We start from the raw sequence: 19,938 nt of genomic DNA, 5'->3' as shown, positions 1-19,938 counted from the left end.
GGACGAGACGGTCCGTGGTCTGCGGCGTCGTTGGTGATCAATTCGTCTCGACAACGGGTGCGTTTTCCCACCAACGTCGGGATATCCCTCACCATGGACTCCACACGCGACCCCGGAGGCGACCCCCATGACCGAGCCGTTGCTCGCCAAGCACGCCGAACAGCTCCTGCCGCATCCGATGCTGGTCCGGATGCTCACCGACGACGGGGAGCTCCAGGACGTCGAGGGCTTCGAGACGCCCGACGTCGACACCATGCGCCGCCTGCACGCCACGATGCACATGGTCCGGGCGGTGGATCGGCAGGCGATCAACCTGACCCGGCAGGGCCAGCTGGCGGTGTTCCCGTCCTCCGCTGGCCAGGAAGCCAGCCAGGTCGGGTCGGTCCTGGCGCTGCGCGAGCAGGACTGGCTGTTCCCCTCCTATCGCGAGACCGTGGCCATCGTCGCGCGAGGTGTCCCGCCGATCGAGGCGATGCCGCTGTTCAAGGGGACGTGGCACGCCGGTTGGGACCCCACCGAGTACCGCGTGATGCCGCACTGCACGCCGATCGCCACCCAGTGCCTGCACGCCGTGGGCCTTGCCCAGGCCGCCACCATGTCGGGTGACGACGTGGTCGCCATGGCCTTCTGCGGCGACGGCGGCACCAGCGAGGGCGACTTCCACGAGGCGCTCAACTTCGCCGCGGTGTTCGACGCCCCGACGATCTTCGTCGTGCAGAACAACGGCTACGCCATCAGCGTGCCGCTGGCCAACCAGACCAAGGCCCCCACGATGGCGCACAAGGCCGTCGGCTACGGCATGCCGGGCGTCCGCGTCGACGGCAACGACGCGCTCGCCGTGTTCGCCGCGACGAAGGCAGCGGTCGCTCGTGCCTCCCGGGGCGATGGGCCGACCCTGATCGAGACCATCACCTACCGGACCGAGGCGCACACCACCGCTGACGACGACACCCGCTATCGCAGCCGCGACGAGGTCGAGTCGTGGCGCAAGCGGGACCCGATCGAGCGGCTCGAGACCTACATGCTGGGGGCGGGCGTCCTCAGCGAGGCCGACGTCGAGTCCGTCGTCGAGGACGCCAAGGACGCGGCGCGGACCTTCCGTGCCGGCATGTTCGACGCCCCACACGGCGACCCGTTGGAGATGTTCGAGCACGTCTACGTCGACCCGCCCGCGTCGATGCTGGACCAGCGTGACCTGCTGGCTGCCGAGCTGGCCGCCCGAGAGGGCTAGGCGAGCGGCCAGTCGGCTCCCCGAGGCCCCGGGTCGGGAGGCACGTCGCTGGGACGACGCGACCTCCACCGCGAGGTGGGAGGGGTCAAGCAGCCACGGGCAGGGGGATGACCTCGATGTCGTCCAGCAGGCCGCGGAGACGGCTGGCCATGTCCCGGTGGAGCATCCGGTCGAGCTTGCCCGACGGCGTGGCGACGTAGACCCGTTCGGGTTGCAGGCGCCCGATCCGTTCCTCGAGGCTCTTGAGGTCAGCAGCGCTGGCCAGCTCACCGGTCACCCGGATCAGCCGGTCCGCGAGCTTGGCGACCAGGAACATGAGGCGGACGTGCCCGGGGGTCTCCTTGTCGGTGACCAGGACGTCGCCCTCGCCGGTGGAGATCACGTGGAACGTCACGTCCTGCTGGACCGCAAGCTGGACGATGGCGTCCTCCACGGGGCCGATGTTGTCGATGTCGTCGATGACGACGACGTACTGACTGCGCATGGCTACCTCCTCGGGGGTGGTGGCCTCAATGCTCCCCCGATCGGCGGCGTTGCGGGACCGGCCGTTCGGGCATGGCCCGAACGACACGGTTTCGATCCGCGGTTCGCCGAGCCGGCCGGCCTCAGCTGAAGACGACCGTCCGGTCGGCGAAGCGGAAGATCCGCCGTTCCGCGTGGGCGCGGACGGCACGGCTGAGCACGATCCGCTCGACATCGCGACCGATGACGGCCAGGTCGTCGGGCGTGTGGGCGTGGGTGACCCGCTCGACGTCCTGGTCGATGATGGGCCCCTCGTCGAGATCCGCGGTGACGTAGTGGGCGGTCGCGCCGATCACCTTGACCCCCCGCTCCCACGCCTGGTGGTAGGGCCGGGCGCCCTTGAACCCCGGCAGGAACGAGTGGTGGATGTTGATGATCCGCCCCTCGAGCTGTCGACACAGGTCGTCGGAGAGGATCTGCATGTACCGGGCGAGGACGACCAGCTCGATGTCGTGCTCGTCGACCAGCTCCATCAGCTTGGCCTCGGCGGTGGCCTTGGTGTCCCTGTTGACCGGGATGTGCACGAAGGGCACGTGGTAGTTCGCGGCCACCTCCTGCAGGTCCCAGTGGTTGGAGACGACCATGCGGATGTCGACGGGCAGCTCGCCGGCGTGCCAGCGGTACAGCAGGTCGCGCAGGCAGTGGTCGTACTTCGAGACCATCAGCAGGGTCGGCGTACGGTAGTCCGCCTCGTGCACGACCAGCTCGATGTCGTCATCCACAGGGAGTCCGTCGCGCAGCGTGGCCGCCATCGCGTCGGGTTCCTGCGTCGGGGCCTCGTACCGCATCCGCATGCAGAACCGTTCGATCGACGGCTCGCTGAACTGGGCGTTGGAGAGGATGTTGCCGCCGAGTCCGGCGATGCCGTTGGCGACCGCGGCGACGATCCCGGGTGCGTCCGGGCAGGCCAGCGTCAGCAGGTAGGCGGTGGTGTCACTCATGGCCCACGATCGTGCCATCCGCAGGCCGGGATGCCGCATCCGGGGCGGGCGCATCACCGATCGGCATCCCTCCCCACCGCAGCAGGTGGCGTCGCAGCGGCCCGTCGGCTGCGGCGAACAGCGCCGCCATGGCCCCCATCACCGCAGGGGCGTCCTCGCGTTCGGACAGGTAGGCCCGGCGGTGGTGGTCGGGCAGCTCGAAGAACAGCTCGAAGAAGTCGGGGACCCCGTCGGGTGGAAGGGCCAGCAGGACCTCCAGGCCCCGCCGGCGGAGGTGGTGCACCAGGCGGGCACCCGGGGGCCAGAGGACCCGACGGGCTGCGGCAGCGGCGTCGGCCCCGTCGCCCGGCAGGTGCGCAAGGATCGCTTCGGCCAGCCGTGGCGCGGTGCGCAGCGTGGCCGCCAGGCTGTAGCCGGTCGCGGGGTGGATCATCGGGGCGGCCGCACCGAACGGGACGACCCGGCCGCGACCACGCGTGAGGGGTGTGTCGACGACGAAGGCGACCCGCTCGACGCCGCCGGTGTCGGCGTCGGCTTCGGCTTCCACGCGGGTCAGCGCGGCGGGGTCCAGCCCCCGAGCCGCCATCCGCGCGTGCAACCGCTCGCGCAGCTCGGGGATCGGCATTCCCGGCCGGCGCGCCAGCGACGTCTCCTCCAGCAGCAACCGGTCATCGCCGAGCGGGACCGCGTACAGGAAGGTCGGCCAGCCGACGTGACCGTGGTCGTCGCGCCAGTCCATGAACGCACGTTCGTCGTCGGGGACAAGTGCGGCGTCGACGACCACCCCGTAGGCCGTCTGCGCCGCGCGCGGGGTCGGTACCCGGCCGCCCGTCAGGATCCTTTGGGCGCCGCTGGCGTCGATGACCACACGGCCGCGCACCGAGCGGCCGTCGGCCAGCACGACCGCGGTGTCGGTCCGCCCCGGGCGGGTGCCGCGTGCGGTCCCCACGACGGTGCGGACGGGCGGGTCGGTCAGATGGGCCTGCAGCCGGCTGGTCGAGAGCATCGTGTAGGTCCGGCCCAGCCGGTGGCGGGAACGGGCGATGGCCGCGGCGTCGGGCATCTCGGCCGCACGGACCGACGCGGGCAGGTCAGGGGGGAGCTCGTCGACCCAGGCGCCGTAGCTGGCCGGCCACGGACCGGCCGGGTCCGGTGCGAGGAGGACGACATCCGCCCCTCCCCCTGCCAGGTGGCCGGCGACGGACCACGCCGCGGGCCCCGCACCCACGACGACGACGTCCGCCGCGTCGGGGGTGGCTCGTGTGGCGCGATCGTGCCGTTCCCCACGCATGGGTGGTTTGGGCCCCGATCGCGCCGACGAGGGGGTCGGTCGGCCGGGCGGTTCTGGCGGCGTGGTCAGGCGGTGGCCTTCTCGGCCCGCAGGGGTGCGCCGCCGATCTCGCCGTACAGGTCGCGGGGTTCCTCGACCACGTGACCGTGGTCGCAGACCGACCGGACGTGGACCTGGGCGTCGCAGCCACGGTGCCTGACGACCATCGTCGGTTCGTCGTGGGCGGTCAGCCACGTGTCGCCGAACTCCATCAACGACTGCATGACCGGCTGGAGGCTGCGGCCCATCTCCGTCAGGCGGTACTCGTGGCGCACCCGTCCGGTATCGGGGCGGTACTCGCGCTTCTCCAGCACGCCGACATCGACCAGGTCCTTCAGGCGGAGGGCGAGCACGCTGCGCGACACGCCGATGTGGCCCTGGATGTCGTCGAACCGGCGCACGCCGTTGAAGATCTCGCGCAGCACGAGCACCGACCAGCGGTCACCCAGCACGTCCATGGCCCGCGTGACCGCGCAGGCCTCGTTGTCCACCGCCGTCCAGTCCATGGGCCCAACTGTAACGCGACGACAGGCGGGCCATCCCGCTGCACCACGAGACACATCGACGATTCGTGTCTCTACCAGACGGATGGTAGACCCTCCGGTGTCACGGCAGGACCACACGAGAGGACCGGGACATGGCAGGACCGCTTGAGGGCATCCGCATCATCGAGCTGGCCGGGATCGGGCCCGGCCCCTTCGCCGGCATGATGCTGGCCGACATGGGTGCGGAGGTCATCCGGGTGGACCGTGCCGGCGGCAACTGGGGCGCCACGTTCGGCCACGCCACGATGTTCCGCAACCGTCGCAGCATCGCGCTGGACCTCAAGTCGCCGGAGGGTGCCGAGACCGTCCTGCGGCTGGCCGAGCAGGCCGACGCGATGTTCGAGGGCTTCCGGCCGGGCGTGGCCGAACGGCTCGGCGTCGGCCCGGACGAGGCGCTGGCCCGCAACCCTGCGCTGGTCTACGGCCGCATGACCGGCTGGGGACAGGACGGCCCGCTGGCCCAGGCGGCCGGCCACGACATGAACTACATCGCGCTGTCCGGTGCGCTGCACGCCATCGGCGAGACCGGCCGCGGGCCCGTCCCGCCGCTCAACCTCGTCGGTGACTTCGGTGGCGGGGCGATGTTCCTCGCCTTCGGCATGCTGGCCGGCCTGCTGCAGGCCCGCTCGACCGGGGTCGGGCAGGTCGTCGACGCGGCGATGGTCGACGGTGCCTCGGCGCTCATGCACATGTTCTTCGCCATGAAGGCCCAGGGGCTGATGAAGCCGGAACGCGGCAGCAACCTGCTCGACGGTGGCGCGCCCTTCTACACGACCTACGAGACCGCCGATCACGAGTGGGTCGCCCTCGGGCCGATCGAACCGCAGTTCTACGCCGAGCTGCGCGAGAAGCTGCAGCTCGACGATCCGCTCTTCGACAACCAGATGGATGCCTCGCAATGGCCCGAGCAGCGGGCTCGCCTGGCCGAGGTCATCGCCGGCCACACCCGCGACGAGCTCGACGAGCTCCTGGCCGGCACGGACGCCTGCTACGCCCCGGTCCTGGACCTGGAGGAGGCGGCTGCGCACCCCCACAACGTGGCCCGCGGCGTGCACATCGAGGTCGACGGCATCGTGCAGCCGGCCCCGGTGCCGCGGTTCAGCGTCACCCCTCCGGACACGCCGACCCCGTCGGTGTCGGCGGGTGCCCACACCCGTGAGGTGCTCGAGGGCTTCGGGTTCGCCGACGACGAGGTCGCCGACCTGCTCGCCCGCGGCATCGTCACGCAGGACTGACTCGCCGGGCAAGCTGGGTTTGCCAAACGAACTCAGCCGTGTCACCATCGTGGTCGATCGAATCGACTGGATCGGAGCACCGTGATGGACACCAGCACGCTGGTTGAGGGGTTGGCCGAGGCGACCGCGGTGCGACCGCACGAGGGTGGGCTGCGTGCGGAGGTCGTGCCGGGCTGGGACGTCTTCGGCATCCCCCACGGCGGCTACCTGATGGGTATCGCCGCGCGTGGCGCGCTCGTGGCCACCGAGCTGCCCGACGTCATGTCGATCACGACGCACTTCACCCGCAAGGCGTCCTTCGGCCCCATGGACATCGAGGTCGTCGAGGTGGGCGGCAGCCGCCGGTTCACCACCGTCGCCGTGCACGGGCGCCAGGGCGGGGAGCTGGTCACCACCAGCCTCGTGCTCCTCGCCGACCGGGACAGCTTCGACGGGCCGCGGTGGACCAACCGCAACGGCCGCGCGGCCTCGGAGGACCAGCTGACCCCTGCCGCCGGGAGCCCCGGATTCGAGGCGACCCCTGCGGTGGCGCATCGCCTGGGCCTGCGCCTGCTGCGCGAGGATGCGGGCTTCTGGGAGGGACGGGCCACCGGTGAGGGGCTGATCAGGGGCCTGGTCGACCCACCGTCGGGCGAGGTGGCGGATCAGGTGCTGGCCATCGTGGCCGCCGACGTCACGCCGCCGGCGCTGTGGAACGCGCTCGGCCCGACCGGCTGGGTGCCGACCGTCGAGCTGTCCGCGCAGCTGCGGGCCCGACCTGCGCCCGGTCCCCTGTGGGTCGTGGCGCGCACCACCGACGTGGGCGACGGCTTCACCGACGAGGAGGCCGAGGTCCACGACAGCACGGGGCGCCTGATCCTGCACTCCAACCAGCACGCCAGGTACAGCCAGCCCGGCGGCTGAGGGCCACCCCGCCCGTCGAGGACGAGGAACATCCGAACACACGACGACGCCGTGGCCCGAGGGCTACGGCGTCGTGACGTGCGGGGAAGTCGAGGTGGTCGGGGGAAGGCTGCTTACGCGGGGGCGCTCAGGTAGCGGCCGCAACGCGGCCAGGCACCGGGGCCCTGCGCTCGCACGAACGTGCCGTCACTGCGGGTCCAGCCCTGGAAGGCCACACGCTCGGCCACGGAGATCTGCTGCTCCGGGGTGGCCTGCCAGGCGTTGGCGGCGTACTCGCCGCCACCGTAGGCGCTCCACGTGTTGGGGTGGAACTGCACACCGCCGTGGAAGCCGTTGCCGTTGTTGATGTTCCAGCGCCAGGTCGACTCGCAGTACGCGACGTCGTCCCACATGCCACGACGCTCGCTCGCGTAGTGCTCGGGCCACAGGACCCTCACGAAGCGGCGGTTGTCGGGGCCGTCGGGCAGGCGCTGGTAGGCAACGCCGTAGTCGCACGAGGCGTCACGGTCGCCGCCACCGCGCGAGTAGTGGGTGGGGCAGTGTTCGTAGAGGCACCCGTAGGTCTCGCAGCCGGGGCTCTCTGCGGGCGGGGCCGCGGCGGAGGCGGCACCCATGGTGGAGACCTGGAGGCCGAGGACAAGGGCAGCGACGGCGAGTCCGCGCACGAAGCGCGAACCGCGGCTACCGGAGTGCTTGCAAGAGTTAAACATAGCCAGATCACAGTAGGTGTGGAAAACTTCTGCGTTCCGGGGGGTCTGGTCCTGCCGGTCAGGCGTCCCGTCGGCCATGTGAATTCGCTCACATGCGGCCGGAACCCCTGATTTGCGGGGTTATTGATGTGCTTGGCGCGGCCCGCGACACGGGTCGGGCGGACAGGTCAAGCCCTGTGGACGACGGGTTGCAACGCCCCTCCAGACCCCCTCGTGGCGCCAACCTGTCCGATCGTCCCGTATGGATCGCTCAGGTACGGGCGTCACCCGACGACGCGCTACGGATCACGGGGAGTGACGACAGCTCTGAGCCGGTTTCCCTCAGCTGGAGGCGAGGATGCGACGGGCCGCCTGACGGGCCAGCAGGCTGCCGATCACGTTGCCGTGGCCGCTGTACCCGCCCACGACGTGCACCCCGGCCCGCGGCTGTGCGTCGATCGGCAACCGCGTCGTCGTGAACGCCGCTCGCGCCGCCCATCGATGTGTCACGGCTGCCCAGTCGAGGCCCAGCTCGGCCAGGAGGCGGTCGAGGTGGGCCTGGACGGCCGTGCTCGGTTCGGCGGGGGCATCCCATTCCTCGTCCCCGCCGACGTCACGCCCGCCGCCGAGCAGCACCTCACCGGTGCGGCGCTGCTGGAACCAGTCCAGTCCGAACCGCCGGTACACGGGGCGGGGCACGGTGGGTGGCGGAAGCGGGGCCGTGGCCAACATCTGCAGGCGGGCGGTCCGCACGGTGCCGGCCACCTCCGGGACGACGTCCTCGAGACCCCCGTCGACGGCGACGAGCGTGACGCGGCTGCGGATCTCCCGAGGGTCGCCGGCAGGACCGTCGACCAGCGTCCGGCCGGTGTCGACGGCGCGGACCGGCGCCGGGGCGTGCAGCCGTGCCCCGGCTGCCACGGCGCGGGTGGCCAGGCCTCGGCAGCGCTGGCCGGGGTGGAACATGCCGTCGCCCGGGACCAGCAGCCCGCGTCCCTCGGGCCCGTCGTAGGCGAGGGCGTCGATGCCGTCACGCTTCATCTGTGCGAGGTGGATCAGGCAGTCCCGCTCCTCGTCCTCGTCCGCACCGATTCGCAAGCTGCCGACCCGCTGGAAGGACGGCTCGTCCGCCTCGAGGCGATCGAGCTCCTCGACGGTGCGATGCCACCAGCTGTTCGCCGCGGGTCGGCCGTGGCGGCCGACGGCCTCGTGGTGGAAGTCGGGCAGCCCGGCCAGCAGGAACCCGCCGTTGGCGCCGGCTGCCCCACCAGCGATGCCGTTCGCGTCCAGTCCGACGACGTCCAGCCCGGCCTCGGCCAGCAACACGATCGCCTCGAGCCCGGAGGCACCGAGCCCGACGACGACCACGTCGGCGCGGACGGGGGCCACGGGCAGCGGGGCGGCCAGTACCGTTTCGTCCGCCACGTCGTCGAGCCACCACGGCGTGCGACGGGGGGCGGCCCCGGGGACGGTCAGAACAACCGCCGCCCACGCTGCTCGAGGTCCAGCAGCGCCTGCTTGCGTTCGACCCCGCCGCCGTACCCGGTCAGGGTGCCGGTCGACCCGATGACGCGATGGCAGGGCACGACGATGCTGATCGGGTTCCGCCCGTTGGCCGCCCCGACCGCACGCGATGCGGTGGGCCGGTCGATGCGCCGCGCCAGCTCACCGTAGTCGATGGTCTCGCCGTAGGGGATCTCGCCGAGGGCGGCCCAGACGGTCAGCTGGAAGGGCGTGCCAGCCGGGGCCAGGGGCAGGTCGAAGGTGGTGCGGTCGCCAGCGAAGTACTCCTCCAGCTGCGTGCGGACCCGACGGATCGGACCAGCGTCACGTTCACCCAGGACCGCGGGATCCACCGGATGGCGGTGCTGCTGGAAGAACACGCCGGTCAGCTCGGGCTCGACGCCCTGACCCGGATCGACCACCGACACCGTCAGCGGTCCGATCGGGCTGTCCACCACGTCGTGCCACCGTCCCATCGTCGGCAGGGTATCGCGCACAGGAAGGGGTCAGGTCAGCGGTCCCGGCTGGCGTCCCCAGGCGTCGGCGATGACCCGGTGGACCCGGTCGGCGTGCCAGTACGCCTCGTGCGATCCGAGCAACGAATCGGAGTGGTCGGGGTACAGGTCGTGGATCTCCGCGCCCGTGTAGAAGGGCTCGACGGGGTAGGCCAGCACGTCGTGGCGGTCCCACACGTTCAGCCACAACGGCATCTGCCCGTCGTGGCAGCGCGTCCCCAACCCGAGGTCGGCGGCGTCGAGGGTGCCGTCGGCGGCGAGGATGTCGGTGACCGCGGTGGATCGGATCAGCAGGGCCGCGATCGGCGACCCGAACGTCACCAACCGTCGGACCCGCCAGTTGGTGTGGGCTGCCTCCACCTCGTCGGGGTCCAGCCCCATGGCCCGCAGCTCGTCGGGGTCGTCGCGCTGGTGGGAGAACAGCCAGAACAGCAGGTCGACGGCGATGAGGGAGCCGGCGCTGTGCCCGATCACGGTCAGGTCGGTGGGTTCGTGGGGGTCGATCAGCTCCAGCATCCGGCCCCACACGACGTTGCGTATGCGCGCCTTCCCCTTCTCCGAGACGTAGTGGACGATGTCGGCCCACGTGTGCTGGATCAGCCCTCGGACGGGTTCGATCGCGGGGGCGAACAACAACGCGCTGAAGGAGGTGCGGTCCGACGGGGTGGCGGCGTCGACCCGGCGGGTGATGACCTCCTGCGCACGGGCCAGGGACGCCGTGTCGCCGGCCAGCGGATGCGGGAACCCCCACTCGACGGTGACGCTGTCGGCCAGCGGTGGCAGCGCGTCGTGGCCCTCGGCGTCCAGCCGGGACGACAGGCCGTCGCGGAACGCCCGGTAGCTGGTGGTGTGGTCGACCGCGCCCTGCGGCACGACCCCGTGGATGTAGACGACACGTTCCATGGTCTGCCCCTCAGCTCGTCCGACGTGCTGCTCAGGTGGGTGGGTCGAAGGGGTAGCGCAACCCCATGCGGTCGCGGATCCGTTGGGACAGGGCAGCCACCTCGATGCTGTCCGCCCACGTCATGCCCGCCACCTCCTGGGCGCCATCGGCAACGGCCGCGGTGATCGCGGCCACCTGGTGCTCCAGGCCGTTGACGAGGTGTGGGAAGCGCTCGGTGCGGATGACCTCGCGACGCCTGGTCAGGTGCACCTCCTCCCCACGGTGGAACGACGGCACGGCGACCGCGCCCTCGGTACCCGAGACCACCGCCGTCCCCTCCATGTCGCTGACCAGGCTGAGGGACAGGTTCGCCATCCGGCCGTCGGCCCAGCGCATGCCGATCGAGGCCTGCCCGTCGACCCCCGTGGCGGTCGGCTCCCACAGGACCTGGACGTCCTCGGGGTCGCCGCCGAGGATCCGCTGGGTCAGGGCAAGGACGTAGACGCCGATGTCCAGCAGCGCCCCGCCGGCCAGTGCCGGGTCCATGAGCCGGTGGGTCGGGTCGGTCGGGGCCGGGAAGCCCATGCTTGCCGTCAGCGTGCGGACCTCGCCGATGTCGCCGGCCTCGATCCACGACTCGGCGGCGCGCCATGCCGGCAGGAACCGGGTCCACATCGCCTCCATGAAGGTGGAGGAGGAGGCGCGGGCAGCGTCGATGCACCGCAGGGTCGAGGTCAGCCCGTGGGACAACGGCTTCTCGCAGAGCACCGACTTGCCGGCCTCGAGGGCGGCAACGACCGGTTCCTCGTGGACCGAGTGCGGGGTGGCGACGTAGACGATGTCGATCGAGTCGTCGGCGAGCATCTCGTCGAGGTCGGTCAGGGGCGTGGGTATGCCGTGCGCCTCGGCGAAGGCGGCCGTGCGCTCGGGGTTGCGGGCGCAGACGGCCACGACGTCACCGGGGACGGCGGCCAGGGACAGGGTCAACGAGCGGGCGATGCCGCCGGCACCGACCAGCCCCCAGCGCAGCGGCGGCAGCTCGGCCCATTCGGCGGGGGCGTTGGACGTCATCGACCGCACCATAAACGTCGTGGGCGCTCGACGTCACCCGCCAGGCGGGCTGGACCGTCAGCGGCGGTGGAACTCGGCGGGCAGGTCGACCGCCGGGGCAAGGGTGATGGCCGTGTGGACGGGCATGTCACGTGTCGTGGCGACGACCTCGGCCCGCTCCAGCACCGTGGACAGGATGATCTGCATCTCCAGCACGGCGGTGTGGGCGCCGATGCAGGCGCGGGGGCCGGAGCCGAACGGCAGGTAGGTGTGCCGTGGTCGCTCCAGCGCCGGCACGTCGACGAAGCGCTGCGGCTGGAAGGCCTCGGGGTGGGTCCACAGGTCCGGATGGCGATGGACGCCCCAGAAGTTGGTGTAGACGTTCGAGCCCTTCGGCACGAAGTAGCCGTCGACTTCGGTGTCCGCCGTCGCCTGCCGGCCGGTGCCCGGTGCGGAGGGGTACAGCCGCATCGTCTCGTCGATCACCGCCGTGGTCCAGGCCAGCCGCCCGGCCGCCTCGGCCGAATCCACCGGCCCGACCTCGTCGACCTCCGCCGCCGCCCGGGCCTGTGCCTCGGGGTGCAGGCCCAGCAGCTGCAGCGCCATCGTGAGGGCAGTCGCGGTCGTGTCGTGTCCCGCGGCGACGAACACCAGCACCTGGTCGCGGATCTCCGCATCGGTGAACCGCCGGCCGGTCTCGGGGTCGACGGCCTCGCGCAGCCGGCCCACGAAGCTGTCCTCCGTCGCCTCGGCGCCCGCCAGCACGTCGTCGACCAGGTCGTAGACCTCCGCCACGGCGGCCTCGCGACGGCGGATGGCCGGCAGCGGGGTCGATCGGGGCAGCCGCAGGGGGTTGAAGGCCCGCTCGATCACGTAGGCGGAGATGGTCGGGAAGTGCGCCTCGAGGCGGTCGGCCAGGTCCTCGCGTCCCTGCCCGAACAGCAGGTCGGTGACGACCATCAGGGTCAGGCGGAGGATCTCCGAGCGCAGCGGCAGGGGGCCGTCGGCGTCGATCCAGCGGCTGGTGAACTCCTCCGCCCGCTTGCGGACCAGCCCGGCGTAGGACGCGGACTGCTTGGCGGTGAACAGCGGCTGGAGGACCCGGCGCTGCCACCGCCAGTCCTCGCCGTAGGCGCTGAACAGGCCAGTACCGAGCAGGTCGCGGAACGCCTCGAAGAAGGGGTGGTTCTCCTTGTCGAACGGCGACGTCGCCCCCAGCACGTACCCGATCGACTCGGGGTCCCTCGTGACGGTCAGCCGGTAACCGACGCCGGGCGGGCCCATGCGCAGCCCGAAGGTGTCGCCGTGGCTGGCATGCACCTTGGCCCAGGACGAGGAGATGTGGTCGGTCAGGGCCAGGCCGAGGTGCCCGACCAGCAGGTTCGCTGGCGGTCCCGGTGCGAGGGGTGGGCGAGCGGGCATGACGCGGTGCTCCTCGGTGGTGGACGCGGGTGGCCCAGCCTAGGGCTCCACGAGCGAGAGCCCTACAGCCAGTCGTTGCGGCGCAGGCGCCAGTACAGGTAGGCCGAGACCGACGCCATGATGGCGGCCAGCAGGGCGAATCCGGCGGGTGTGCCGGCCAGCGGGATCCCCCCGACGTTCATGCCCCAGATGCCTCCGATGATGGTGGGCACCAGCGCGATGGCCGCCCACGCCGAGATCTTGCGCTGGTCGCGGTTCTCCTGCAGGCCGATCAACGCGAGGTTGGCCTGCAGCGCGCTGTCGAGCAGGGCACGGAAGTTCGCGGCGCGTTCGTGGGTCTGCCGGGCATGGTCGGCCACGTCCCTGAAGGAATGGGTCAGCTCCGTGGAGACCCCGTCGATGCGGCCGTTGGCCAGGTCCTCCATGGGACGCAGCAGGCTGAAGGTGGCTCGCTGGAAGTCCAGCACCTCGCGGACCAGCGCGTAGATGCGCTCCGTCGGCGGTTGCTCGTCGGCGTCGAACACCTGCCGTTCGATCTGGTCGATGTCGCGTTCCAGCTCGCGGATGACGGGCACGTAGCGGTCGACCACGTCATCGGCGACGGCGTAGAGGACCGCGGGCGGTCCGTGGGCCGCCAGTTCGGGTTCGCGTGCGAGGCGACGGCTGGCGGGGTCCAGCGAGCCGACGTCGCCGTGGCGCACGCTGATGACGAAGTCCGGGCCGACGAACAGGTCGATCTCGCCCAGGGTGATCGATTCCTCGGCGTCGTCGTACATCGCCGGCTTGAGCACCACGAACAAGGTGTCGTCGTACCGCTCCAGCTTCGGGCGCTGATGGGCGGTGGTGGCGTCCTCCACGGCGAGCTCGGGCAGGCCGAACGTGGTCGCCAGCTCGCGGACTTCGCCCGGGTTGGGGTCGAAGACGCGGATCCAGACGTAGGCCCCGTTGCGCCGATGGGCCATCGCCTCGTCGAAGGAGTCGCCGCGCATGACGACGTCACCGTCGGCCTCGACGATCTGGAAGTCCACGATCATGGGTCTGCTCGACACGCTGGGGATCAGGGGGTGCTGCAGGCGCACACTGCCCCAGAGCGCCCGTGATCACACGGAACCGCGACGCAGGCGTTCCGCAGCGCTCCCCTGTCCGTCGGTGTCGCACTCGTGCTCCACGACGAGGTCGGGCACGCAGTCATCGGTGGGTACCGCCGTCCGTCCGCATGCAGGGCAAGCGAACATCGGGCGGTCGCGGTCGAACACCACGGTGCCGCGGCCGGTGTCGAGCGGACGTGAGTGAGTGCTGGTGCGCTGCTGTCGCATGGGTCCTCCGAGGGGTCGGTCGGTCACGCGGGGTGTGGGCGCGAGGTCACGAGGTCGTCGTTCCCGATACCGCTGCCTGCGCAAACCGCAATCTCCCTTGGGGCGACGCCGGTTACCCGAGACGTGGACCCCGCAAACCCAGTCGATCGGTCTCGACCGATGCTGTTTGGCCCCTTGCCCCTCCCCGGAGCCAGGATTACGGTGCGAACACACGCCTGGCCCCTGCGTCGACCACAGTCATCGATCGCACCGGGGGGTGCCACGTGTCAACCGTCATCGATCGCCCGAGACCAGATCGTGTCGAGGTCAGAACGCGGGGGGATGGGCTGCACGCGCTGTGCCGTCGGTGGTGTGACAGCCACGACGAGGAGGTGGCCGAAGCGGTGCTGACCGCGTGCGAGGGCCTCGTCCGGTCACGCGTTCGCCGGCTCGGTTCGACCCATGCCGATCCCGAGGACCTCGCACAGGTCGGACGCATGGGGGTGTGGAAGGCCCTGACGCGGTTCGATCCGGATCGTGAGGTGGCGTTCACCACCTACGCCGTGCGGACCATCGACGGTGAGCTCAAGCGCCATCTGCGGGACCGCACATGGGACACCCATGTGCCCCGAGGAGCCAAGGCGCGGATGGTCCGGGTCGGTCGCGCCAACGCCCATCTCCGGGAACACGGCGAGGAAGTCACCGTCGACGCGCTGGCGCGCGAGTCCGGCCTCGAGGTCGAGGAGGTCCTGGACGGGCTGGTGGCGGCGGCCGCCCGGTCGTCGGATCGGCTCGACGCCCCGATCGGCCAGCACGGACGGTCCTTGCTGGACGTGCTGCCCGAACCGACCGCGGAGGACGTCGACCTGCGCATGGACGTGCTCGACCGGATCGCCCAGCTGCCGGGCCCGCAGCGGACGGCGATGACCCTGGCCTACTACCAGGACCTGCGGCAGCACGAGATCGCCGCGCACCTGGGCTGCAGCCAGATGCAGGTCTCGCGACTGCTCAAGCGCGGACGTGCGGCCCTGGCCGAACACCTCACCCGGTAGGGCGACGCGTGCCGGACCGGCGCCCCTCCTCGGGGTGTCGGTCCGTCGCGGTCACTGGCCTTCGTGGGGCCTCGGTGCGCACGGGGCGGCGGATCGGACCACCGTGTGCCCCATCCGGACTCGGGAGTACAGGTCGCTCCAGCCCGCCACGAACGCGTGCTCGGCCCGTTCGCGCTGGCACTGGGGGCTGCGCGTGGTGAACCCGAAGGGCCGACGCAGCGCCTTGCCCAACGCGTCGAGGTCGATGCCCTCGGGACCGACCGGCACGGTGCGTACCGGCGCCTGGTCGGCGAGGTGGCCCACGGCGCTGGCGACGATCGGGACGCCGACATCGGCGGCCAGCTCCACCACCCGACTGTGGCTGCCGGAACGCAGGGGGACGACCACGACCTCGGCCCGGGCCATCTCCCTCGCGATCGTCAGGTCGTCGGCTCGCTCCATGACGACGCGTTCGACGCGTTGGGGGTCGCCACCCGCGAGCGGGTGGGCTCGATCCGGTGTGACGAGCAACCGCAGCGGACGCCCAGCCGTGATCCGGTCGGCCGCGGCGACCAGCCGATCCACGTCGAGGTCCTCCGACGGGTCGGTCGCGCACACCAGCACGGGTGCGGCGTCCGTCGGCAACAGCCGCACGTGGCGTCGCCAGCGGCGGGCGAGGGAGAGGTCGTGGTGGTTCAGCACTGGGCCGTGCGGGATGACGACCGGTCGGATGCCGGTCGCGTCGGCGATCCGGTCGGCGGCCCCCTTGGTGAGGGTCGTCACGCGGCTGATGAGGTGCGCGTTCGCTTCCAGCGACTCCAGCACGGGAACCCCGTCGACGTGCAGGTCGAGGACGGTCACGACCGTCGGGACGGCGCACTCCCGATGGGCGCGGAGCGCGCTGGTCATCTGCTCGACGGACCGGAACGGCACGGGCGTGTCGCGTCCCAGCATCAGGTGGACGACGTCCCACTCGAGGCTGTGGGTGTGGATCCAGTCCCCGTCGGCGAACCGGTCGTCGTCCCCGTGTGGCTGGATGATGCGGGCGATCCGACCGTGGAGGCGCCGGACCAACGGATGTCCCGCAGGATGGACGAGGACACGCGGCCAGGACGGGCCGACGTCGTCGAGGAGGACCCCATGCGTCGGCGCCTTCGACCGCGGCCGCGACACGGAGCGCACGCGGGTGTGCGACGCGGACGAGTGGACGGTCGGCGCGGATGACGGCATGGGCAAGGTGGACACGAGGCTCCCCTCCTCGAGGCAGCTGGCCGGTGGTGACTGCCACCAGCGGGGAAGGGGTGATACCCGTCAGCGTCGACCGAGAAACCGCTGTCGGGTCCGCGGTGGACACGAACGGAGTAGGTTGACCGCCGCCACCTGCACCACGGGTCCGAGAGGGAGACTTGCCGATGTCGTCCATGCCTGCCGGGATCAGCCTGCACATCACCGAAACGCCACGCCTGCGCATGCGGTGGGCATCCGCGGGGTCGGTCGAGGGCACACCGGTCGTCCTCGTGCACGGGAACCTGGCGACGTGCCGCTTCTACGACGATCAGCTGACGGCCTGCCCAGACGGGTACCGCTTCATCGCGCCGGACATGCGCGGGTTCGGCGGTTCGGAGAAGCTCGCCATCGACGCCACCCGGGGACTCCGCGACTGGGCCGATGACACCATGGGCCTGCTGGACACGATCGGCATCGACGGGCCGGCGCATTTCGTCGGCTGGTCCACGGGTGGCGGCGCGATCATGCAGATCCTGATCGACCACCCCGACCGGGTGGCCTCCCTCACCCTCATCGATCCCGTGTCCCCGTACGGGTTCGGGGGGACCCACCGCGACGGCAGCCCCTGCACGCCGGACCACGCCGGCACCGGTGGTGGGGCCGGGAACCCGGAGTTCGTCGCCCAGATGACCGCCGGCAACACCGGCACCGACTCGCCGTTCGCGATCCGCAACGTCATGCGGACGTCCTACTGGTCTCCGGCCTACTCCATGCCCGAGGCGCAGGAGAACATGCTCGTGGAGGAGGTCCTGTCCTCGCTGATGGGTGAGGAGGGCTACCCCGGTGACGCCACCCCGAGCGAGCACTGGCCGGGCTTCGCGCCGGGGACGACGGGCATCCTCAACGCGCTGTCGCCCAAGTACCTGAACACCGCCGGGATCGTCGACGTCGACCCGAAGCCGCCGATCATGTGGCACCACGGCACCGCCGACGTGGTCATCAACGACGGGTCGGCATGGGACCCGGCGCTGCTGGGCCAGCAGGGCATCATCCCGGACTGGCCGGGTGAGGACGCCTATCCGGTGCAGCAGATGGTCAGCCAGACCCGCGACGTCCTCGACGCCTACGCCGCCAACGGCGGGTCCTACGAGGAAGTCGTCCACCCCGACGCAGGGCACGGGCCGCACCTGGACCACACCGAGGAGTTCAACGCGCGGTTCCTGGCCTTCATCCGCGCCGCGAGCTGACCTCGACCGCGTGAGACTGGTCGGCATGACGCCGACCCGCCTTCGCCGTTCCCACCAGACCGCTCCTCGCACGAGCGTCCCTCGCTCGGCCTGGCTCCTCCTGGTGCTTGCTGTCGTCCTCGCCGCCTGCGGTGACGGCAGCAGCACCGAGACGACGCCCAGCGAGACCCCCACCAGCGATCCATCGTCCACCGCAGACGTGCCACCCAGCGCGACGCCGTCGCCAACCGCCACCGCTGAGCCGCCAGCATCGACGCCACCACCCAGCGCCACCGAGACCGCGTCACCCACGCCCGCACCCAGCGCGACCCCCTCGGCCACGCCGGCCGAGCTGTCCCAGCCCGCCATCTGGCCGGCCGCCGATGTCGTGTTCGACACCCCAGAGGCCGCAGCGGAGGACTTCGTCTCCACCGTGCTGGGCGTCACCCCCACGCTGGGCGAGTTCATGGCGGGTGACAGCCGCAGCGGCGAGATCGAGCTGTTCTCCCCCGGGGAGGGCGACGCCGGCCGGCAGGTCCCCCGCGGGGTCCTGCTGCTGCGCCAGCTCGGCGCGGCGGACGGCTGGTTCGTCATCGGCGTGGCCAACGAGTTCGCCCGGGTGACCGCACCCGAGACCCATGCGACCGTGCCGGCCGCACCGCTCACCGTCGAGGGCATCGGTCGTGGGTTCGAGGGAACCGTCGTCGTGACGGCCTACGTGCCGGGTGACCCCACACCGATCGACCAGGTCATCGCCGCCGGTGGGGCCTTCGCCGACCCGGAGTCGTTCACCGTCGAGCTCGACCTGTCCGGCGTGCCGGCCGGCACCACCGTCGCGCTGCTGCTCCAGGGCGGGACAGGGCTGGAGACCGACCCCGGCGAGACCGGCGCGATCCCCGTCGTCGTGGGTTGAGGCGTGATGGGCTGAGGTCTGGTGGGCTGGGCCGTTCGGGCCGGCTGGCTCAGGTTCGGTCGGTCCGGGCCCACCGGTCCAGGCGCGCCTCGATCGCGCGGGCGCACTCGGCGCCATGCGACAGCGGCAGCTCGTGACCGGCTCCGTCCACCTCGACCAGCGCCACGGTCGGGTGGGTGGCCAGCCCCATGGCGCGAGCAGGTACCTGGACCGGGTCGTCAGCGCCGTTGATCAGCAGGACGGGTACGCCGGACTCGGCGAGGCGGTCCATGGCGTCCCGCCAGCCGCTGTCCAGCACGAGGGACTGCAGGCTGCCCCGATAGGCCGGCCACGTGTGGAGGACGCCGTCGGCGGCGATCGGCCACGGCCACTCCGGCGCCAGCAGCGGCCACAGGATTCCGGCCGCCGTCCGGTGGTTGCACATCCAGGTGCACACGCGTTCGGCCAGGTCGCCCGTCGTGAGGAGCCCGGCCAAGCGATCGGTCCGGGCGATGCGATCCAGCCCCTCCTCCTCGTCGTCGTAGAGGGGGGCGGACATCGCGACGACGCCCATGACGCCCGGCAGGCGGGAGGCAGCGTGCAGGGCCAGGACGGCGCCCATCGAGTGGCCGACGAGCACCAACGGCCGGCCCAGCACCCCGATGCCGCGGAGAGTTGTGGTGAGGGCGTCCAGGTGGTGCTGGCGGGTGTAGCCCTCGGTGTCGGCGTCCATGGAGCCGCCGAAGCCGAGCACGTCCAGCGCCACGAACGGGAGGTCGTCGAAGGCCGCACCGAACGAGCGTCCCGAGGCGGTGATGCCGTGCAGGGCGACGACCACGGGGCCGTCCCCGAGGGCTGTCGCCGTCGCGTGCAGCGGCCCGTCGCCGACGTCGCGACGGTTCGGGGCGGACCATCCTCGAACGGCCGGTGCGGTGGCATGCGCGGTCAGCCACGCGGTCGCACCGGCAGCGGCAGCGGTGGCCATGACCCGGCCGACCCTCACGGGGCCTCCACGGCGGAAAGGACCACCGGGTCGGTGCAGCCTCGTGCGAACGCATCCAGCCGACGGCGGATGTCGCGTCCGAGCAGCCAGACGCCGATCCGGTCGGCCAACGGCGCCAGCCAGTCCGGTCGGGTCGCGAAGGTGTAGCGCCAGGTCGCCACCGTGTGACCGGGACGGTCCTCGGCCGGGCGGAACTGCCAGCCGCCGGCGAACTTCTCGAAGAACCACGACCCGTCGACCATCCGCATTCCGACGTTGGTGGGCGGGTTGAACGAGACGTACTCGCTGGTCATCGCCAGGCCCAAGCGGTGGACCGTCCGGGTGCGCACCCCGACCGCGGGGCGCTCGGCCCCGTCGAGAAAGTGTTGTCGGCGGATGAACGGATCCCAGCGCAACCGGGTCTCGCCGGTGGTCTGCGACACGGCGAACGCCACATCGGGGGTGACGGGGACGACCACGCGGGCCTCGACTGACGGCATGTCCTGCACGGTATCC

At 71.5% G+C, this 19,938-nt stretch carries 20 protein-coding genes; 6 read left to right on the top strand and 14 right to left on the bottom strand.

Features of this window, described 5'->3' with window-relative positions; genetic code table 11:
• The first annotated feature begins 127 nt into the window (after positions 1 to 127).
• Positions 128 to 1,231, top strand: coding sequence for a pyruvate dehydrogenase (acetyl-transferring) E1 component subunit alpha (gene pdhA, locus DVS28_RS23835; RefSeq protein ID WP_114593684.1), 1,104 nt, complete (start codon positions 128 to 130; stop codon positions 1,229 to 1,231).
• A gap of 85 nt (positions 1,232 to 1,316) precedes the next feature.
• On the opposite strand, the gene DVS28_RS23830 is transcribed toward pdhA, so the two are convergent.
• The 4 genes from DVS28_RS23830 to DVS28_RS23815 all read right to left on the bottom strand — a co-directional run bounded on the left by DVS28_RS23830 (position 1,317) and on the right by DVS28_RS23815 (position 4,530).
• On the bottom strand, positions 1,317 to 1,715 hold the full coding sequence (locus DVS28_RS23830) for a hypothetical protein (RefSeq protein ID WP_114593683.1): 399 nt from the start codon (positions 1,713 to 1,715) through the stop codon (positions 1,317 to 1,319).
• Between the two features lie 121 nt (positions 1,716 to 1,836).
• Positions 1,837 to 2,694, bottom strand: coding sequence for a formyltetrahydrofolate deformylase (gene purU / locus DVS28_RS23825; protein WP_216826257.1), 858 nt, complete (start codon positions 2,692 to 2,694; stop codon positions 1,837 to 1,839).
• Complete coding sequence (locus DVS28_RS23820; RefSeq protein ID WP_114593682.1) at positions 2,687 to 3,985, bottom strand: lycopene cyclase family protein; 1,299 nt, start codon at positions 3,983 to 3,985, stop codon at positions 2,687 to 2,689. Before DVS28_RS23820 ends, purU begins: the two co-directional genes overlap by 8 nt.
• A gap of 65 nt (positions 3,986 to 4,050) precedes the next feature.
• Positions 4,051 to 4,530: a winged helix-turn-helix transcriptional regulator gene (locus tag DVS28_RS23815; RefSeq protein ID WP_114593681.1), complete on the bottom strand. Its 480-nt coding sequence runs from the start codon at positions 4,528 to 4,530 to the stop codon at positions 4,051 to 4,053.
• A gap of 131 nt (positions 4,531 to 4,661) precedes the next feature.
• On the opposite strand from DVS28_RS23815, the gene DVS28_RS23810 reads away from it, so the two are divergent.
• Together DVS28_RS23810 and DVS28_RS23805 are read left to right on the top strand one after the other, a co-directional pair.
• Positions 4,662 to 5,804, top strand: coding sequence for a CaiB/BaiF CoA transferase family protein (locus DVS28_RS23810; RefSeq protein ID WP_114593680.1), 1,143 nt, complete (start codon positions 4,662 to 4,664; stop codon positions 5,802 to 5,804).
• Positions 5,805 to 5,888: 84 nt separating this feature from the next.
• A complete protein-coding gene (locus tag DVS28_RS23805; RefSeq protein ID WP_114593679.1) occupies positions 5,889 to 6,707 on the top strand; it encodes a thioesterase family protein in 819 nt (272 codons plus the stop codon).
• A 113-nt stretch (positions 6,708 to 6,820) separates the two neighbouring features.
• Here DVS28_RS23805 and DVS28_RS30060 read toward each other — a convergent pair whose 3' ends face one another.
• From DVS28_RS30060 to DVS28_RS23770, 7 genes are all read right to left on the bottom strand, one after another.
• Positions 6,821 to 7,372, bottom strand: a complete 552-nt coding sequence (locus DVS28_RS30060; RefSeq protein ID WP_281273497.1) for a transglycosylase family protein — start codon at positions 7,370 to 7,372, stop codon at positions 6,821 to 6,823.
• 366 nt (positions 7,373 to 7,738) lie between these two features.
• The gene (locus DVS28_RS23795) at positions 7,739 to 8,821 is read right to left on the bottom strand and encodes an NAD(P)/FAD-dependent oxidoreductase (protein WP_114593678.1); all 1,083 of its coding nucleotides are present in this window, start codon (positions 8,819 to 8,821) and stop codon (positions 7,739 to 7,741) included.
• A gap of 47 nt (positions 8,822 to 8,868) precedes the next feature.
• Entirely contained in the window at positions 8,869 to 9,375 is a 507-nt protein-coding gene (locus DVS28_RS30055) for a methylated-DNA--[protein]-cysteine S-methyltransferase (RefSeq protein WP_114593677.1), read from the bottom strand.
• Positions 9,376 to 9,405: 30 nt separating this feature from the next.
• A complete protein-coding gene (locus tag DVS28_RS23785) occupies positions 9,406 to 10,317 on the bottom strand; it encodes a hypothetical protein (protein WP_114593676.1) in 912 nt (303 codons plus the stop codon).
• Between the two features lie 31 nt (positions 10,318 to 10,348).
• Entirely contained in the window at positions 10,349 to 11,368 is a 1,020-nt protein-coding gene (locus DVS28_RS23780) for a Gfo/Idh/MocA family protein (protein WP_164710956.1), read from the bottom strand.
• Positions 11,369 to 11,425: 57 nt separating this feature from the next.
• Entirely contained in the window at positions 11,426 to 12,769 is a 1,344-nt protein-coding gene (locus DVS28_RS23775; RefSeq protein WP_114593674.1) for a cytochrome P450, read from the bottom strand.
• 62 nt (positions 12,770 to 12,831) lie between these two features.
• Positions 12,832 to 13,818, bottom strand: coding sequence for a magnesium and cobalt transport protein CorA (locus tag DVS28_RS23770; protein WP_164710955.1), 987 nt, complete (start codon positions 13,816 to 13,818; stop codon positions 12,832 to 12,834).
• A 638-nt stretch (positions 13,819 to 14,456) separates the two neighbouring features.
• Between DVS28_RS23770 and DVS28_RS28705 the strand changes: the two genes are divergently transcribed.
• Positions 14,457 to 15,116, top strand: coding sequence for a sigma-70 family RNA polymerase sigma factor (locus DVS28_RS28705; RefSeq protein ID WP_164710954.1), 660 nt, complete (start codon positions 14,457 to 14,459; stop codon positions 15,114 to 15,116).
• A 51-nt stretch (positions 15,117 to 15,167) separates the two neighbouring features.
• Here the strand turns inward: DVS28_RS28705 and DVS28_RS23760 are convergent, their stop codons facing one another.
• Positions 15,168 to 16,340, bottom strand: coding sequence for a glycosyltransferase family 4 protein (locus tag DVS28_RS23760; RefSeq protein WP_164710953.1), 1,173 nt, complete (start codon positions 16,338 to 16,340; stop codon positions 15,168 to 15,170).
• A gap of 167 nt (positions 16,341 to 16,507) precedes the next feature.
• On the opposite strand from DVS28_RS23760, the gene DVS28_RS23755 reads away from it, so the two are divergent.
• A complete protein-coding gene (locus DVS28_RS23755; protein WP_216826256.1) occupies positions 16,508 to 17,569 on the top strand; it encodes an alpha/beta fold hydrolase in 1,062 nt (353 codons plus the stop codon).
• Positions 17,570 to 17,594: 25 nt separating this feature from the next.
• On the top strand, positions 17,595 to 18,461 hold the full coding sequence (locus tag DVS28_RS23750) for a hypothetical protein (RefSeq protein ID WP_114593669.1): 867 nt from the start codon (positions 17,595 to 17,597) through the stop codon (positions 18,459 to 18,461).
• 49 nt (positions 18,462 to 18,510) lie between these two features.
• On the opposite strand, the gene DVS28_RS23745 is transcribed toward DVS28_RS23750, so the two are convergent.
• Entirely contained in the window at positions 18,511 to 19,425 is a 915-nt protein-coding gene (locus tag DVS28_RS23745) for an alpha/beta fold hydrolase (RefSeq protein WP_164710952.1), read from the bottom strand.
• Positions 19,426 to 19,439: 14 nt separating this feature from the next.
• Positions 19,440 to 19,922: an SRPBCC family protein gene (locus DVS28_RS23740; protein ID WP_114594372.1), complete on the bottom strand. Its 483-nt coding sequence runs from the start codon at positions 19,920 to 19,922 to the stop codon at positions 19,440 to 19,442.
• Between the last annotated feature and the right edge of the window lie 16 nt (positions 19,923 to 19,938).

The sequence above is a fragment of the Euzebya pacifica genome, assembly GCF_003344865.1.
GTDB classification, from domain to species: Bacteria; Actinomycetota; Nitriliruptoria; order Euzebyales; family Euzebyaceae; genus Euzebya; species Euzebya pacifica.
The sequence above is the reverse complement of the archived record's forward strand: the minus strand, read 5'-3'. Positions and strand labels throughout refer to the sequence as shown.

Bases quoted from the DNA above. Each gene is read 5' to 3' on its own strand.
- pdhA (WP_114593684.1), top strand. From the start codon at position 128: ATGACCGAGCCGTTGCTCGCCAAGCACGCCGAACAGCTCCTGCCGCAT.
- DVS28_RS23815 (WP_114593681.1), bottom strand. From the start codon at position 4,530: ATGGACTGGACGGCGGTGGACAACGAGGCCTGCGCGGTCACGCGGGCC.
- DVS28_RS23820 (WP_114593682.1), bottom strand. From the start codon at position 3,985: ATGCGTGGGGAACGGCACGATCGCGCCACACGAGCCACCCCCGACGCG.
- DVS28_RS23750 (WP_114593669.1), top strand. From the start codon at position 17,595: ATGACGCCGACCCGCCTTCGCCGTTCCCACCAGACCGCTCCTCGCACG.
- DVS28_RS23805 (WP_114593679.1), top strand. From the start codon at position 5,889: ATGGACACCAGCACGCTGGTTGAGGGGTTGGCCGAGGCGACCGCGGTG.
- DVS28_RS23785 (WP_114593676.1), bottom strand. From the start codon at position 10,317: ATGGAACGTGTCGTCTACATCCACGGGGTCGTGCCGCAGGGCGCGGTC.
- DVS28_RS23780 (WP_164710956.1), bottom strand. From the start codon at position 11,368: ATGACGTCCAACGCCCCCGCCGAATGGGCCGAGCTGCCGCCGCTGCGC.
- DVS28_RS23745 (WP_164710952.1), bottom strand. From the start codon at position 19,425: ATGGCCACCGCTGCCGCTGCCGGTGCGACCGCGTGGCTGACCGCGCAT.
- DVS28_RS23810 (WP_114593680.1), top strand. From the start codon at position 4,662: ATGGCAGGACCGCTTGAGGGCATCCGCATCATCGAGCTGGCCGGGATC.
- DVS28_RS23740 (WP_114594372.1), bottom strand. From the start codon at position 19,922: ATGCCGTCAGTCGAGGCCCGCGTGGTCGTCCCCGTCACCCCCGATGTG.
- DVS28_RS23830 (WP_114593683.1), bottom strand. From the start codon at position 1,715: ATGCGCAGTCAGTACGTCGTCGTCATCGACGACATCGACAACATCGGC.
- DVS28_RS23755 (WP_216826256.1), top strand. From the start codon at position 16,508: ATGTCGTCCATGCCTGCCGGGATCAGCCTGCACATCACCGAAACGCCA.
- DVS28_RS30055 (WP_114593677.1), bottom strand. From the start codon at position 9,375: ATGGGACGGTGGCACGACGTGGTGGACAGCCCGATCGGACCGCTGACG.
- DVS28_RS23775 (WP_114593674.1), bottom strand. From the start codon at position 12,769: ATGCCCGCTCGCCCACCCCTCGCACCGGGACCGCCAGCGAACCTGCTG.
- purU (WP_216826257.1), bottom strand. From the start codon at position 2,694: ATGAGTGACACCACCGCCTACCTGCTGACGCTGGCCTGCCCGGACGCA.